Annotated in this window: 13 protein-coding genes; all 13 read right to left on the reverse strand. The window is 39.9% G+C overall.

All coding sequences use genetic code 11. From position 1 onward, the window contains the following. Positions 1-13 precede the first annotated feature (13 nt). Positions 14-715, reverse strand: a complete 702-nt coding sequence (locus tag R8923_RS08760; RefSeq protein ID WP_485872400.1) for a CpsD/CapB family tyrosine-protein kinase — start codon at positions 713-715, stop codon at positions 14-16. Continuing rightward, the gene (locus R8923_RS08765) at positions 712-1,395 is read right to left on the reverse strand and encodes a YveK family protein (protein WP_485872401.1); all 684 of its coding nucleotides are present in this window, start codon (positions 1,393-1,395) and stop codon (positions 712-714) included. The genes R8923_RS08760 and R8923_RS08765 overlap by 4 nt, the downstream gene beginning before the upstream one ends. Further along, the gene (locus R8923_RS08770; protein ID WP_485872402.1) at positions 1,395-2,657 is read right to left on the reverse strand and encodes an MATE family efflux transporter; all 1,263 of its coding nucleotides are present in this window, start codon (positions 2,655-2,657) and stop codon (positions 1,395-1,397) included. The genes R8923_RS08765 and R8923_RS08770 overlap by 1 nt, the downstream gene beginning before the upstream one ends. Continuing rightward, complete coding sequence (locus R8923_RS08775; protein WP_485872403.1) at positions 2,654-3,187, reverse strand: acyltransferase; 534 nt, start codon at positions 3,185-3,187, stop codon at positions 2,654-2,656. The genes R8923_RS08770 and R8923_RS08775 overlap by 4 nt, the downstream gene beginning before the upstream one ends. Beyond that, positions 3,180-4,604, reverse strand: a complete 1,425-nt coding sequence (locus R8923_RS08780; RefSeq protein ID WP_485872404.1) for a hypothetical protein — start codon at positions 4,602-4,604, stop codon at positions 3,180-3,182. Before R8923_RS08780 ends, R8923_RS08775 begins: the two co-directional genes overlap by 8 nt. Then, positions 4,591-5,736 (reverse strand): aminotransferase class I/II-fold pyridoxal phosphate-dependent enzyme, encoded by a 1,146-nt coding sequence (locus R8923_RS08785; RefSeq protein ID WP_485872405.1) that lies wholly within the window; start codon positions 5,734-5,736, stop codon positions 4,591-4,593. The genes R8923_RS08780 and R8923_RS08785 overlap by 14 nt, the downstream gene beginning before the upstream one ends. Positions 5,737-5,753: 17 nt before the next feature. After that, complete coding sequence (locus R8923_RS08790) at positions 5,754-6,356, reverse strand: sugar transferase (RefSeq protein WP_485872406.1); 603 nt, start codon at positions 6,354-6,356, stop codon at positions 5,754-5,756. Beyond that, complete coding sequence (locus R8923_RS08795) at positions 6,328-7,470, reverse strand: glycosyltransferase family 4 protein (RefSeq protein WP_485872407.1); 1,143 nt, start codon at positions 7,468-7,470, stop codon at positions 6,328-6,330. Before R8923_RS08795 ends, R8923_RS08790 begins: the two co-directional genes overlap by 29 nt. Next, positions 7,470-8,738, reverse strand: a complete 1,269-nt coding sequence (locus R8923_RS08800; protein ID WP_485872408.1) for a nucleotide sugar dehydrogenase — start codon at positions 8,736-8,738, stop codon at positions 7,470-7,472. Before R8923_RS08800 ends, R8923_RS08795 begins: the two co-directional genes overlap by 1 nt. Then, the gene (locus R8923_RS08805; protein ID WP_485872409.1) at positions 8,735-9,904 is read right to left on the reverse strand and encodes a glycosyltransferase; all 1,170 of its coding nucleotides are present in this window, start codon (positions 9,902-9,904) and stop codon (positions 8,735-8,737) included. The genes R8923_RS08800 and R8923_RS08805 overlap by 4 nt, the downstream gene beginning before the upstream one ends. A gap of 15 nt (positions 9,905-9,919) precedes the next feature. Next, entirely contained in the window at positions 9,920-11,326 is a 1,407-nt protein-coding gene (locus tag R8923_RS08810) for a polysaccharide biosynthesis protein (protein WP_485872410.1), read from the reverse strand. Positions 11,327-11,342: 16 nt separating this feature from the next. After that, positions 11,343-11,834 (reverse strand): hypothetical protein, encoded by a 492-nt coding sequence (locus tag R8923_RS08815; RefSeq protein ID WP_485872411.1) that lies wholly within the window; start codon positions 11,832-11,834, stop codon positions 11,343-11,345. Between the two features lie 75 nt (positions 11,835-11,909). Continuing rightward, positions 11,910-16,439 (reverse strand): Ig-like domain-containing protein, encoded by a 4,530-nt coding sequence (locus R8923_RS08820; protein WP_485872412.1) that lies wholly within the window; start codon positions 16,437-16,439, stop codon positions 11,910-11,912. Positions 16,440-16,443 lie beyond the last annotated feature (4 nt).

Genomic DNA, 16,443 nt, shown 5'->3' on the forward strand with positions numbered 1-16,443 from the left:
GTTTCACTTCCTCTTAGTTTGTTTCAGCTAAACCATAATAGGTTTCTTCGTATTTTGTTCCAGTTGCTTTTTTATCATTTAAAACAGCACCGATTACTCGTCCGCCTGCTTGACGAATTTTTTCAAGCGATTTAATTGCTGCCTGTCCTTCCGAAAAACCACTCCGCAAATTGAAAACCACACCATCAACTAAATTCGCAATTAAAATTGGGTCGACAACTGGTAAAATAGGAGGAGCATCAAAAATAACCATGTCAAACATGCCTGAAACTGTCTGTACAAATTGTTTCATTCTTGATGAAGACAACAATTCAGCAGGATTAGGCGGAATTACTCCACTTGTTATCGCGTATAAATTGTCATGCTTTGTTTCTTGTATACAGTCCTCTAAAAGCTCCTGTCCTGTTAAGAAATTACTAACACCAACTGTATTAATTAAATGCAAATAACGGTGTACAGCAGGTCTTCTTAAATCCGTGTCAACTAGTAGGACCCGGTAACCCTGATCGGCAAATGAAATCGCCAAATTAGCAGAAATAAAAGACTTCCCCGTGCCAGGTTCAGGCGATGTGACTACTAATGTTTTGAGCGCTTCAGCAGACGAAAATAGTGTATTCGTCCGGATAGCGCGAATTTGTTCTGCAAAAACTGAATGAGCATTTTCGGCATTCAACGTAATCCCTCTACCCAAAAATGACTTTTGTTTAAATTTCATCGTTGTATTCCTCCTCTTTCCACATGATTCACAACACCTAAAATCGGCAACTCTAGAAGCTTCTCAATGTCTTCCTCCGTTTTAATCGAGCTATCCAAAATTTCCTTTAAAGCAATAATCAAGAAAGCTAAAAATAACCCCATAACGAATCCAATTGCAAGATGAATCATGTGATTTGGGCTTGTCGGACTTTTACTTTCCTCAATATCTGCTTTAGATAAAATCGAGACTTCATTTGTCTTAATTAATTTTTGCGCTCGCATTTGAAACTCTTCTGCCAAATTGTTAGCCAAACTAACCGCAACGTAAGGATTTTCACCTTTAATCGTCAAATTTAAAACTTGCGAATTGGAATCACTTGAAACCGTCATGCGAGAAGCAATATCTTTAGCAGAATACACTGGAAAGTCCTTGGCCACTTCTTTTAATAAGTCTGTATTTTTCAAAATAACCGCATACGTATTCACCATTTGAATATTTGCTTGGACTTCAGAGCTTTGCGCAATATCACTTTCGCCAGCTTGTGTGACCAGAATTTGGGTTGTCGCACTATATCCTTTTGGAATAACAAAAAACGTAATAATACTTGCAATAAGAACCGATAAAGCTGTCAGACCAATAATTAACCAAAAATTTCGTTTTATAATCTGTAGAACACCTTTTACGTCTATAGAATCCACTATCTCTTTTCTCCTTTTATCAAATGCATGATTTGCACGATATCTGTTTTATTAATCATGATGACTTCATACCATCTTGCTTCTGTGTTTTTAAGTAACCAAATAAGGAAAATACCGCCTGAAACGCTATAAGAAACAATAGAAGCTAGCGCAGAACCAATCGTCCCAAGAAATGGCACAAAGGCAAAATTAAGCCCAATGTTTAAAATAACGGCGATGAGCAAGGTTATAAAATAAAATCGCCATTTCCCGTTTGCAATAAACAATGTACTAATAATTTTCGTGTAGACAATAAACGGAACCGCTAAGAACATTAAAACCGTGATTCCATATGCATCTACAAAATTCGACCCAAAAAGAAGCCAAATAATCCATTTTCCAAAAACGACCATAATGACAATGAAGACAAACACAGAAGTAGTTGCCATTCGAAGCGAAAATAGCAAACCCCTTAAATCATCTCGCCTTGCATTTTTATGAAGCATAACTTCTTTAAAAATATCCGGAATCATCCACGAATATTCAGCAAGTTGAACACCAGTACTATAAAGCCCAATGTCGTAAAAAGAAACATTCATAAGCCCTAGTAAAACGATGTCCGCTCGGTAATTGATAGAAGTTAAAAACGTCGTTAGCATTGGCAAAATGCCCGCAATTAAAATGTCTTTGAAATCTTGTCCTAAGCCAGCAAAATGAAATTTATTCGCAAGTGCTCGGAGTGTAAAGACAATCAAAATCGTATTTTTAAGCAAGAATACAATAAGCGCCAAGCTCACACTACTTTTAAAGAAGCAGAAGATGATGAACGTGAAAACAAGGTTTGAAATGGCACCAACAATTGTAATGACACTATGCGACCGTATATCCTCTACTAAATTGAGTTGTGAAAGTTGCAAATTTAAAATGCTGACAGAAATGAGCACCGCGACCAGTCCATAATCTATATTTCCTGATAAAAAAAGGAAGAGCATGGAAAGCGTCATGTAGATAAAATATTGCAGTAGAGACAGCGTAATAAATACATTACGATAATCACGTGGGCGCCGTTTATATTCTGGGTAGACAAGCGAAATGCCCAAGTTTAAAACGGTCGTTCCAATGGTCACCAGATTAAATAGGTAGCTGTATTCTCCTTTTAATTCTGGGCCTAAAAAACGGGTGAGAAAAATCATTGAGAGTAGTCCAGTCACAATGACGATACCCTTTTTTATCATCGTAACGCCGTAAGCATTTGCCGCAATATTTCGGACGGCTCTAATCATTTTTCCGCCCTACCAATTGGCTTAGCAGGCACTCCGCCTAGTTTACTTCCTGCTTCTGCAGATTTTGCAACAACTGCAGAAGCCGCAACAAGCGAGTCTTTCCCAATTTCAACGCCATCTGTTACAACCACATGGCTCGCGAGCCAACACCCTGAATGGATGTGAACGGGCGCTGGGATATAGGCATTCGTCATTTTGCCGTCTTTAAATTCATGCTTTGAGGTGACAATGACACACATCGGACCAATTCGAACGCCGTCGTCAATTTTCAGCCCCCCGGCCCCATTAAGCCAAGTTTGATGGGCGATGTAAACATAGTTCCCGATTTCAATTTGATCCGGACGATTAATCGTTACACCGCTTGCAATCCGAAATCCTTTGCCGCACTTTTTGAAGAATGGACGCATTAAAAATCCGCGTAATGCGACGGTGGGTGTAGCATTTGGCAAAAGAGCCGTTATTAAGTTGATGAGGTGAATCGGTATTTCGTATAAGAAAAAATAACCGATACGTTTTGTTTTTTTATTCATATAGAGAAATCCTTCGCTTTTTATAGATGATTTTTTTGTTTAATAGATAGATGATGAGAAAAAGCACTAAATTATAGCTCATATCGTTGACCATGTTCATTGTGTTTTGTCCGAGCAAAAACCCCAGCCTAGAGGTCGCAAGTGTTAGAAAATAGACAAGCTCGAGGTTACCAGATCGTTCCATTTTAGCCTGAAAAAAGTAGGCGAGTGCGACAAAACTAACGGTGATAACTGGTGCAAATATATAGCCAAAGTATAAGTTCCCTTGTCCAATCATGGGTAAAATTTGCGAAATGTTATCTTTAAAAAAGTACCGTTCATTGTAATAGAGTACGGAAAAATCAATCGGCAAGTTTTTGATGAATACATTAATGCCAATCATCGGGCGGAACATATCATAAAACAAGACGGAGAGATGACTCGCTTCTGGAAACATGTATTTCATTTCGATGGCCATCGCAACGTTGTAAGGACCTCCAAGATAAACTTGCATAGTATCTGTGAAATCAATGAGCTCACTCGCATTTCCTGAAACGGAAACAATTTGGCGAATGGAGGCTAGGAGGACAACGACAAACGTCATGCCCGCGACCACGAGAATGGCAATTTTCTTGAAGTACTTCGGAAAGAACTTCTTAAAGATAAATAGCGATGTCACTGTACAAACGATGATGTCCGTTCGGTTTGTGCCTGCAAAAATGCCGATATTTATAATCATGACAATGACCGCAAAATAAACGTAGCTTTTTTTTCCAGTAGCTTCGTATTTTTTGAAGAAGCGCCACATAAGAAGGAGCGCTACAATTTGTTTGGCGATAATAAACATGTAAAGCGCCAGTGCCGCAGCAAGCGGTATTTCCTTTAGAACGCCAACAACACGGTCGGTCGGAATGAGGAATGATACGCCAGAAAGTGCGCCAGGCGTGACAAGAACAAGAGCAAAGGCACCTATTGAAAAAAGCACATAAAAGAAAATGGAAGGGCTTCGCTTTAATTCGAGTTTTGTTACTGGTTTGCTCATTTTTCGGCGCTTCCGCAAATAATCAAAAATGATAATGGCGAGCGTCACGGCGAAAAGTTCATACAACATGAGTTTTAAACCGAGGTCGTAACTACGTGCTGTTGGCGGAACTGGCGAACGTCCGCCGTAATAATTTGCGTAGACGATAAAAAAGGGCAATACAACATAGCGCAAAAAACTTAGGCCCATGAAAACAAAATTGAACATTTTAAAATCATAGAGCAGTGAGCGAACGAGAACGCAACCGGTCACCGTATAAAAAAGCGGAAGTAGCGGCAACAATTCGTAGCCCGGCTCGCGTGGGTTTAAACTTATATAAATGGAGCTAACTAGTGTTGCCCCTATAACAGCAAACATGCAAAAGAATTCTATAAGTTGTTTTTTAGATAATGGCATGATGGTGTTCCTTCACATATGCCAAGACAGATTCAATGACATGTGTTTGTTCTTCTATTGTCATTTGTGTGGCTGATGGCAAACAAAATCCAGTCTGGAATAGGTATTCTGCGTTGCTTATTTGGCCATCTTCTTTGTAGAATTGCGCAGTTTGGAATACCGGCTGTAGGTGTAGTGGCTTCCAAAGCAGGCGACCTTCAATTCCCACTGCATCTAGCTGTTTTTTCAATTCGAGCGGATTTAAATCGTCTATTTGAATAGCAGTAAGCCAGCGATTTGTCCGAGTAAACGGAATTTCCGTTTGAAATGAAATCTGCGGGTAGTTGATAAAGGCTTTCTTGTAGCGCTCATAAATCGCACGTTTTTGTTCCACGCGCTCTTGTAAAACTTCCATTTGTCCACAGCCAATTCCAGCAGAGACGTTGCTTAGGCGGTAGTTATAGCCAATTTTTTCATGCTGATAATAAGGCGCTTCTTCTTTTGCTTGTTCGGATAAAAACTTTGCTTTGGTGGTGTGCGCTTCATTTTGCGAGACGAGCATTCCGCCGCCTGATGTCGTGATGATTTTATTTCCGTTAAACGAATAAATACCAATGTCCCCCATCGTCCCCGTATGCTCACCGCGGTATGTTGCACCAAGCGATTCAGCAGCATCTTCGATAACCGGAATGCCAAATTGATTCGCTAACGCTAAAATTTTTCCCATCTTAGCTGGTTGACCGTAAAGATGAACCACAATAATTGCTTTTGGCAATTTATTTTGCTTTTCAGCCGCCCTTAAAGCCCGTTCAAGTGCGGCAGGAGACATATTCCACGTCTCAAGTTCCGAATCAATGAAAACAGGTGTGGCGCCTTGATAACAAATTGGATTTGCCGAAGCCGAAAATGTGAAACTTTGACAAAACACCGTATCCCCCGCGCGAACGCCTAACAAAATAAGGGCTAAATGAATCGCAGCTGTCCCTGAATTAGTCGCCGTACTAAAACGCGCATTCGTAAAATCTCGTACTTTTTGCTCAAATAAATCCACATTAGGCCCAACCGGAGCAATCCAATTTGTATCAAACGCCTTCTTTAAATATGCCATCTCATGTCCGCTCATATGGGGAATTGAAAGTGGAATTTTCTTCATGTTACCTTCTCCTTCACTTACTTTTTATGACCTTCAAATGGTGGCGTCGTCGCATATCCCGCGTGACTTATATCTTTATTGCCTAAAACCTTTTTAAACGTTTTGAAAAAAAGGGAGATATCTTGGCGAAATGAAAAGCGCTCGACGTATAACACGTCTAACTGAAATTTTTCTTGCCAACTAATTGCATTGCGTCCATTCACTTGCGCAAGCCCCGTCAAACCAGGCAATACAAGGTGTCGTTTTTTTTCCACCTCAGAGTAAAGTGGCAAATAGGAAACAAGAAGTGGCCGCGGTCCAATGAAACTCATATCGCCTTTTAAAATATTGAAAAACTGCGGCAACTCATCCAAACTTGTTTGTCTTAAAAATTGTCCAAAACGCGTCAAACGTTCTTCATCGGGCAGCAAGTCGCCATTTCGATTTCTAGCATCTGTCATCGTTTGAAATTTGTAAATCCAAAAAACACGTTCTCCTTTCCCAGCGCGTTGTTGGCGAAACAAAATGTGTTTTTGAGTAATAAACAACACACATCCGATTACTAGAAACGGTATTAAAAACACGGTAAGTAGACAAACTGCACCAATAATATCAATTCCGCGCTTCACGTAACCGTACATAATCCCCCTCCCCTTTCTCATAAAACGCCACCATCTCCGCCCAAATTTGTTCAGACTGGAAATGCTGTAGTACTCTTTTTTTTCCATTTAAAGCGTAAGCCTTACGTAAGCCTTCTTCCTGCCAAAAAGTTGAAATCGCCGACTGAATCGCCGCACTAGAACGTGCCTCAACTAAAAAGCCTGTCTGACCATCCAACACCGCGTCTTGAATACCCGTCACATCCGTCCCAATGACCGCCAATTCGGCAGCAGCCGCCTCCAAGCAAACATTGGAAAAGCCTTCGCGGTATGACGGAATCACAAAAACATCCATAAAATTATAAAACGGCGCCGGATTTGCAATAAAACCAGTCATGTGAATCCGCGGATGACGCTGAATTAAATCGACGGTTTCAGGCTTTAATCCGTGGAACAAATCAAGTCCACCAACTAATAATAGATTCGCCTCGCTAAACGTGCAGAAAGCTTCAACCAGCTCTTCCACTCCCTTGTCTTTCGTGATTCGCCCAGTAAAGCCAATGACGAAATCATCATTTGGAAACGGTGCAGGCACAATTTCTTGTCTTTTTTCCTCAAAAAGAGCAATATCAAGACCATTACTGCTTCCTTTGCCTAAAACAGTCATTTTGTTTGTACCTTTCAGACCAAGCTTCTTACAGGCTGTGATGAGACTTGGACTGATTGCAATAATATCTGTTGAAAGGTTAATAGTAAGCTGTTCCATCCATTTCAAGATGGTGCGTTTAAAGCCCGTTTCCGTTTCAATTCGCAAACCACGGAGCGTGTATATTCGCCGCTTTGTTCTCATCAAGAAAGCGGCAATACTTCCGAGTAAGCCCGCTTTTGGTGTCCCCACATTGGAAATATCAGGACGAACCTTCCGAAAAACACGTATCATTTGGAAAAGCGCCAAAATATCTTGCTTTAATGAAATTTCGCGCGCCATATTGATATAATGCACCGTAATGCCCCCGCTTTGTTTAAGCACTTCAGAATTTTCCCCTTTTGAAACGACAAGGTGAACGTCATAACCTCGTTGCACCAAATAATCAAGCTGGCCAGTTAAAAGGCGCACACTGATGTCTGCCGTCACTGCAATGAGTAGCTTCGTCATTACAGGCTCCAGCTATACTGCGCATCTTTTCTAAGCGCTTTTTTCAAATCGACAAGGATACCATCTGTTTTTAGAAAACCAGAAACTAGCGAACCGTGATCAACTAAGAATTCTTCGTGTGGAACGGCCAAAATAACCACATCAGAATTTTTCAATTGGTCATAACGTGCCATTTCAAGCGCATATTCCTTGTAAACTTCATCTGCATCGGCAAGCGGATCAAATGCGAGTACATCCAAACCATATTCTTTCAATTCACGAATTAAATCAATGACTTTCGAATTTCGAATATCTGGAACATTTTCCTTAAATGTCACACCTAAAATTGCCACTTTCAAACTACCTAAATGCCTATTTTGTTTGAGTAAATCTTTAATAATTGACTGCCCGACAAATTGTGCCATACTATCGTTAACTCTTCTTCCAGCAAGAATCACTTCCGGGTGGTAGCCAACTGATTCAGCTTTATGCGCTAAATAATACGGATCAACACCAATACAATGCCCGCCAACAAGACCTGGCTCAAATTTTAAGAAGTTCCATTTTGTTCCAGCTGCTTCTAACACTTCTTGCGTATCAATTTCAAGCGCATGAAAGATGCGCGACAATTCATTCATTAAAGCGATATTTAAATCGCGTTGCGTATTTTCAATAACTTTAGCAGCCTCAGCAACTCTAATCGAAGATGCTTTGTAAACACCCGCTTTCACAACAGAAGCGTAGACGTCCGCCACAATTTGTGTAATCTCTTCATTTTGACCAGACACGACTTTTTTCACCGTAGTAAAGGTGTGAATTTTATCACCTGGATTAATTCGCTCTGGCGAGTAACCGATGAAAAAATCTTTGCCCGACACTAAGCCTGAATGTGCTTCAATAATTGGCGCGCACTCATCCTCGGTTGCTCCTGGGTAAACGGTCGATTCGAATACAACAATCGTCCCTTTTTGAATGTGCTTACCAATTGATTCGGATGCTCTATGCAAAATCGTCATATCTGGTTGATTACTTTCGTTAATCGGTGTTGGCACCGCCACAATAATAAAGTTACACTCACTAAGACGTTCTGGCTCACTTGTGAAATCAATATTTGCTAAAAATAAATCTTCCGCTGTTACTTCGCCAGTTTCATCATGTTTTTCCTTAAGTGCTTCGATTCGTTTTTTATTAACATCTACACCGATAACAGGCATTTCCTTCCCAAAAGCTATCGCAACTGGTAAACCTACATAACCAAGCCCTAAAACTCCAAGTTTTAATTCATTCATTTTTTGTATCCCTCGATCCAGTTGATAAATTTTTGATAATGTTCATTTCTTTTTTGCATTAAAATACTTTTTGAAAACCGCTTTGCTTCCGCATAGTTACGGTCGATTTGCGTTTTATATGCGACTTTGTTTTGCACAACAAGCTGAATGATTTCAGAAAACCTTGCATCGTCTTCGCTTTGAAAGCGCATCGAAGAATCCGTTAATTCTTTCATTCCTCCAACATCAGACGTAATGACCGGACACCCCATCGCCATCGCTTCAATGACTGAACGCCCTTGCCCTTCCGTTCGACTAGGTTGAAGATAAATATCAATTTCAGCTAGCCAGTCAAACACTTCATTTGCCGGCTTTGTCCCACAAAAAACAACCTCATTTTTCAGACCGTTTTCCTCCGCGATAGCCATCCATTTTGAACTCACACCACTACCTAACACGCGAAATTCAAACGGGGGTAGATGTTCCTTACTTCTTCTAAGCGCACGAATCGCCACATCTAGCCCTTTATAATGAGAGTCAAGCGAACCAATCATCCCAAAAACCACTTTTTTAGTTAAATCTCGAGACTTTCTTTCTTCAATAATCAGCTCATCTGAAAAATCAGGCAGTTCAGTATTAGAACAAGCTACTTGAATTCCCTTTGATGGATAAAGTTTCTGTAATTCATTTTCCGTAATATAAAGTGCAAATGGCGCATTCCAAACTGTTTTTTGCATTGTTTTAGTCGCGAATGGCGCATAACATTTCGCTTTTAAACTACCGTGCAAACGATAACTTTCTTTTGGATCACCAACAACTTCCACCGCATACGGTTTATTGAGTGCCCTCGCTACTCGCACCGCCAAAAAACCAATTTGTGACGGAACCCGCGCAATAACCGCATCCACTGATTGAATCGCTTCTCGCATCGCTTTTTCAGCAGAATTATTTGGTAAAAAGTAAGCGAGACTACTCGGATTTGGAATATTTGTAAACGACACATTCCTGCCACTTGAAACACTATAATGATTTCGTGATTCTGTTAAAGGAAACAAACGACAAGCAACCAATAACTCGTCTGCATGTTCCAAATATCTATCCCAGGTTGTATATGGAAATGCCGTTTTAGATAAGACGTCCGTTTTATCTAAGAAAAATTTATGATCATATGCAAATAAAAACTTCATTTGTTTCCTCGCTCCTCATATCCGCTCTGGCACTTTCGTAGTTAGCCTATTTACCGCTTGAAGCAGTTCATTTGTTGATAAATCGCGATAATACTTAGCAAGGTTTGAAAGCTCCTCCGCATCAAACGGAACCGTCTTCCCAACATGAATTTTTTCCGAAACTTGCTCTGGATAAATCTCATCTTCACCTAAAAGCTCTTCGTGTAATTTCTCCCCTGGCCTGATTCCCGATTCAACGATTTCAATTTCCTGTACTGTATAACCTGAAAGTCGAATAACATTTTGCGCTAAATCCATAATTTTAACTGATTCGCCCATATCTAAAACATATATTTCGCCACTCTTCGCAAGCGAGCCAGCCTGCAAAACAAGCGATGAGGCTTCTGGGATTGTCATAAAATAACGTGTCATTTCACGATGAGTCACCGTCACAGGACCACCAGCTTTAATTTGCTTCTTAAAAAGCGGGATGACACTCCCACGACTTCCAAGAACATTTCCAAAACGCACAACTGAAAAATTACAATTTGATTGCTTTGCTTTTAATTGCACATACATTTCGGCAAGACGTTTTGTTTTCCCCATATTATTGACCGGATTAACCGCCTTATCAGTTGATATCATAACGCAAGTTTCTACACCGTAAGCCTCACACATATCTACCACATTTTTTGTCCCTAAAAAGTTGTTTTTAAAAGCACTTTTTAACGAACGCTCCATTAATGGAACATGTTTATGTGCAGCAGCGTGGTAAACAATATCAGGCTGGTGTACTGCGAAAACATCGTTTAGTTCATCTATGTCTTGAATATCTGCAATAATAGGCACCAAAATCGGATTATTTAGCTCCATCATAAGCGTATAAATACTGTTTTCACCATGCCCAAGCAAAATCAGCCTTTCTGGCGCAAACGCAAGCAATTGTTTGCAAAGTTCTGAGCCAATTGAGCCGCCTGCACCAGTAACTAAAACTTTTTTTCCTTTTATTTGAGAAAAGAGTGGCAGTTGGTCTAGCTTGACTTGCGAACGGCCAAGCAACTCTTGCATCGTAATATCTTCCAGCTCGTGAATCGAATGACTTTGTGTGATAAGTTCCCTAACGCCTGGAATAGTCTTCACAGAAACGCCAAAACGGGCACCGCTAAGAACAATCGCATCATGTTCATTGGCTCCAAGATTTGAAATTGCGATGAGTATCGTTTGAATATCAAAGCGCTGAATAACCTCATTCAGTTGATTTAGCCCACCCAAAACTGGACAGCCTTTATAAACAGAATGTTGTTTCGCCTTATCATCATCCAAGAACCCAATAATTGCATCCTGTCCCCTAGAATCCCTTAAACATGATGAAAGGACATTCATACCAAGTTCCCCCGCACCCACAATAAGAATTCGTTTATTTTTTGCAAGAAAATTTTCCACTGTACCTAATCTCCTTTTATTTTTCAACCTCAAGTTTCCAATTTGCAACAAGTTTTTCGTTGTCTGGATCCGTGTATTTCACTGTGAAAGGCCCATTTCCTTTGACCTTGAAGTACCCAGCACCTTTATCGCTATTTCCTGGCTCGATTTCCTTACCGTAGTTTTCGCCCGGATAAACGTCTAACTGTTTACCTTCTTTATTCTTCACTTCTAAATTAATTGCTGTGAACCCTTTTTTATCAGCAGTCGGATTATACAAGTCAAAACTTAGCTTTAAAACACTGTTGTCTTTTCCGTTTGATTCTAAAAGTTGCGCTTTCGTAAATTCAATGCGCAAGCCATTTACATCCACAATATCTTTTAATCCATATACTTCCTTTGGATCTGCTTTTGTTACAGATTTTTTCTCCAATTTTTCACTACTTTTTTTCGTATCAGATGTATTTGAACAGCCCACAAGCGCCGCAAAAAGCATAATAACTGCGCCAATTAATACTAATTTCTTCATGCATAAATCTCCTTCTTTTATTAAAATGGGCGAGGTGCCACCAATTAGTGACGCCTCTCCCATCCAAGTTATTTCTTAACCAATTGTAATTTCTGCCCCAAACACATAGCTTGAACCAGCATAAATTTCAGCTTTTACAACATCACCAGCATTTAATTTACCCATAAGGTAAGAGAAGTTTCCTGATGCGTCAGCTGTCGTAATTGCTTTTGCAGTACCATTTAAGCTTAGACGAATTTTCGCGCCCGCTGGAGCTGTTCCGGAAACAGTTTTGTCAGCTGAAGTTGCGGCATTTAATACAACCGTTCCAACTTCACCTCCGCCACCGCCAGTTCCGCCGCTACCACCGCTTGCTTGAACCGTCATTTCTTTAGTAGCTACAACAGTTGTACCGTTTAGAAGTTCTACTTTAAGAACATCGCCAACTGCCACTTTTCCAACTAAGTAGCTATAGTTTCCTGTTGCATCCGAAGTTGTAATAGCTTTAACTACTCCGTTAATGTAAATACGTACACGGCTGTTAGGTGTTTCAGTAACCCCTTTAAGCGTCTTGTCTAAATCAGTCATTTGTTCAATCGTAATCGCTTTAGTATCCGTATCACCTGCTGTTACAGTGATTTGTTGGTATGGACCATAAACGCCGTTTTCTTGCAATTCAGCTTTAACCACATCGCCAACTTTTAAAGCACCAACTAGATAGCTATAGTTACCGTTTGAATCTGAAGTTGTTACTGCTTTAGCAACACCATTTAAGCTAATTCTAACTTTAGAAGAAGGTGTTGTTTTACCAGAAACTGTTCTGTCATTATCAGTAAGCGCATTGATAGAAATTTTACCTGTCGTAGTTTCATCTACTACAGTTGTTTCTAGAGACCTATCATATTTACCAGTTGTACTGTTTTTAAGTTCTACCATAATGACATCACCAGTTTTAAGGGCCCCAATTAAATAACTATATTGCCCATTTGCATCAGCCGTTGTAAGTGCTTTAGTAACCCCATTTACACTAATACGAACAGTACTATTTGCTGGAGCATTACCTGTAATTGTACGGTCAGTTGCAACGGCTGGATTTAACGTGAAGTCTGTACTTGGTGCACTATCTTGTGTAACTGTTTTCTCAACCGAAAGCGCGTATACATTCCCTACACGTAATTCAGCTTTCACAACATCCCCAGCGTTTAAACGACCTGTATTATAAGTATACTGATTCGTCGCATTTGCTACTGCGTTTCCTTTGATAACGCCATTTACACTAATACGAACGGTATAGCCACTTGGAGCAGAACCTGTTACAGATGTATAAGCTGAAGTTATATCATCTAAACTTAGATTAAGTCCTGGTGCCTCACCAGAAACGATAATAGATTTAGAAACATCGTATACGCCTGTTGCTGCATTACGCATTTCAACTTTTACTTCTGTTCCTGCTGCAAGGTTACCTGTAGTATAAGTGTAGTCACCATTTGCATCCGCTTTGATAACTGCTTTAGCTACTCCGTTAATATTAATACGCAATTGAGCATTCGGTGTCGCTTTACCTGTCAATATTGTGTCTGCAATGGTCATTCCATTTACAACTAAACTGCTTGGATCAACATCTTGGTCTGTTACAGTAATTGTTTTTGTAAGTGCTGTTGCTGAACCAATAAGAAGTTCCGCTTTCACAACCGTACCTTTAGCTAAATTGTTACTTAAATAGCTAAAATTACCAGCTGCATCTGCCGTTAAAACAGTTTTCGCAACACCATTAATGCTTAAACGTACACGGTGATTTGGTAAGGTTGTGCCTGTTACATATTTATCAGCAATTGTCATTTTGTTTAATACTAAGGAAGAGTCGACAATATCACCAGCAGATACAGTTGCCGTACCTACATGTGCAACATCTGTTAAATAGGTACCATTTGGTCCAATATATTGAACTTCAAGTTCTGTCCCAACTGATAAGTTCCCAGTGTAATATGAGAAAGAACCATCTGCTGCTAACGGTAAAATTGCCTTATCAGCACCATCTACAATTAGTTTTACTTTTGAAACATTATATTTTGAAGTATCCACGTTACCTGTAATCGTTGTATCTGCAATGGTAACTGGATTGATAACAGGTTTCGGTAAACCTGTTACTGTTACCGATGTTGGAACACTAACATTACCTGAAGCATCAGTTAAAGTCACCGCAACGACAGCTCCGCCAACTTGTGCCGGAATCGTTACAGAGAAATTACCTTTTGCATCAACCGTACCCGTTTTTTCAGTGCCATCTGCAAGTTTTACAGTTACTTTGGCACCCGCTTCACCTGTTCCAGTTACGCTCGTATCAATATCATTGATAGGATTTACTTTTGGTGCATCTGGAGCAGTTTCATCAACAACTTTAGTCGTTGTTGCTTTACTTACATTACCTGAAGCATCTTCTAAAGTAACGCTGATAGTTGTGCTAGCCGCTTGTTTTGGCACTGTTACAGCCCAAAAACCATTAGCATTTACCTTACCGTCCACAACCGTACCATTTGGAAGTTTCACGTGTACAATAGCATTTGGTTCACCTTTACCAGTTACACGTGTATCTTGATCCGTTACTTTATTTACTGTCGGTGCATCTGGTGGGGTCACATCTTTAACTGTTACACTAGTTGGGTTAGATGTTTTATTTTTATTATTCGTTTGTGTAACTTCAAGAACTGAACCAGCTGCTTGTTTTGGAATAAACACTTCAAAAGTGCCATCCGCTTTTATAACATTTGTGCTGATTTGACCTGTTGGTAGTTTAACTGTGACCGTGTTGCCTGCTTCTCCAGTTCCACTAACTACTACATCATCCTCAGTTACTTGATTTACTTGTGGCGCATTAGGAACAGCAATCGCTTCAACAGTTACAATTGTTTTATCACTTGTATTACCAGCTGCATCCGTTAAGGAAACCTCAATTTTAGAGCCTCCTGGTTGCGCAGGAATTGTAATGGAAAAGTTTCCATTTGCATCTACAGTCCCTGTTTTTTCAGTACCGTCTGCAAGTTTCACATTCACGGTCGCACCTTTTTCACCCGTACCAGTAAGAACAGTATCTTCTTCGGTAATAGGATTAACAACTGGCGCATTTGGAGCTGTTACGTCTTTAACAATCACTGTTTTTGATGTTTCTTTATTTTGGATATTCGCTGTTACAACGATAGATGTTCCAGCTGGCTGTTTACCTGTTGGAATAGTATAGTTTCCGTTTGCATCCACAGTACCAGTAATTGTTTGACCATTTACAACCGCTTTTACTGAGGCACCTGGTGTTGTTGTCCCAGTAACAACTGTATCTTTATCCCCAACAACATTTACAGTTAAATCTGGTGCTTTAATATTCTCACCAGCAATACGGTTATATTTTGAAGCATCAAAGTTTGCTACATAATTACTATTCGTAGATTGATTTGAGTTGGATGAATATCCAGAAAGTTTACTTGTTGCTGTTAAGTTTTCCCATGAAAGCGAAGGTACATCACTTGAGTTAGCTTTTAGCCATACACCTACAGTTTGATTTGTGAAGTTTAATGTGGAAGTCCAATCAGAATAAAGTGCATAACCATTTGGATTTAAATTACGTATATCATAAGATGCCGCGCCGCTTAAATTGAACGTACCTCCATTAATCTTGATCGCTTTAGAACTTACCGGAGAACTTGTTACTTTGAAAATAGAGTCTTTTGAGATGGTAATGTTTTTAGCGTAAAGTTGACTCCAGTCCACTTTACCAGTGCTATGTTCTATTACCGCCTCTCCGCCACTCTCTAAAATAAAGTCAGCAGAAGACATTTCAACACCGTAATCTCCAATTAGATGTGCTTTGGCACCATTTTGGATAATTACTGAGCCCGCACCACTTAAATAAAGTGACTTATGCCCACCATTTACAGTTACATCTGAACTCGTTTCAAAAACAACATTTGAAGGTCCGTAAGCAGTAATACTGTTTGCTGAAGGTGTCGTCAATACAACTTTCGAGCCTGCTTTGAAAGTCACATTACGGACTTCCATATTTTCTTGTCCTTCTGTAGATGTAAGATTAGTTACCCCAGAGATATTTAATGTTCCGTTCGTATTGTAGACTGCTTGTGGACCGTAGTAGTTCACGTTGTTAAAATTGATTGTATAGCCTTCTACACTTGTTTTTACAACTCCGTAGTAAGAATGGTAACCGTCATTTTCATTTGCTACAAAGTTGACATTATTAAACGTAACTGTGTTTGCACCATCGTGCATACCATCCATCGTATTCTTGTAAACGTTGATTGTATGACCATTACCATTTACAGTCACGCTATGAGTGACGCGAACATCTGAATCTGAGTTTGTAGTAGACGGAAAATCAATATCGCCTGTTAAGTTAATTTCGTCAACACTAGAGTTGGCCATTGCTGCTTTAAAATCAGCATAGTTACTTACAGTAATACCATTTCCAGCTTGTATAGATACCCCCGCATCTGCAGCAGATGCTGTTGCTGGAACAACGCTTACTACTTGGCTCCCAATTGTAAGAGCACTAATCCCGATAATTAAGCCTTTTTTAAGTGCTTTCTTATCAAGAACATTGATTGCTTTTCTTCCTTTTGTCATGTTT

The organism is Listeria tempestatis, from assembly GCF_963575625.1.
GTDB classification, from domain to species: Bacteria; Bacillota; Bacilli; order Lactobacillales; family Listeriaceae; genus Listeria; species Listeria tempestatis.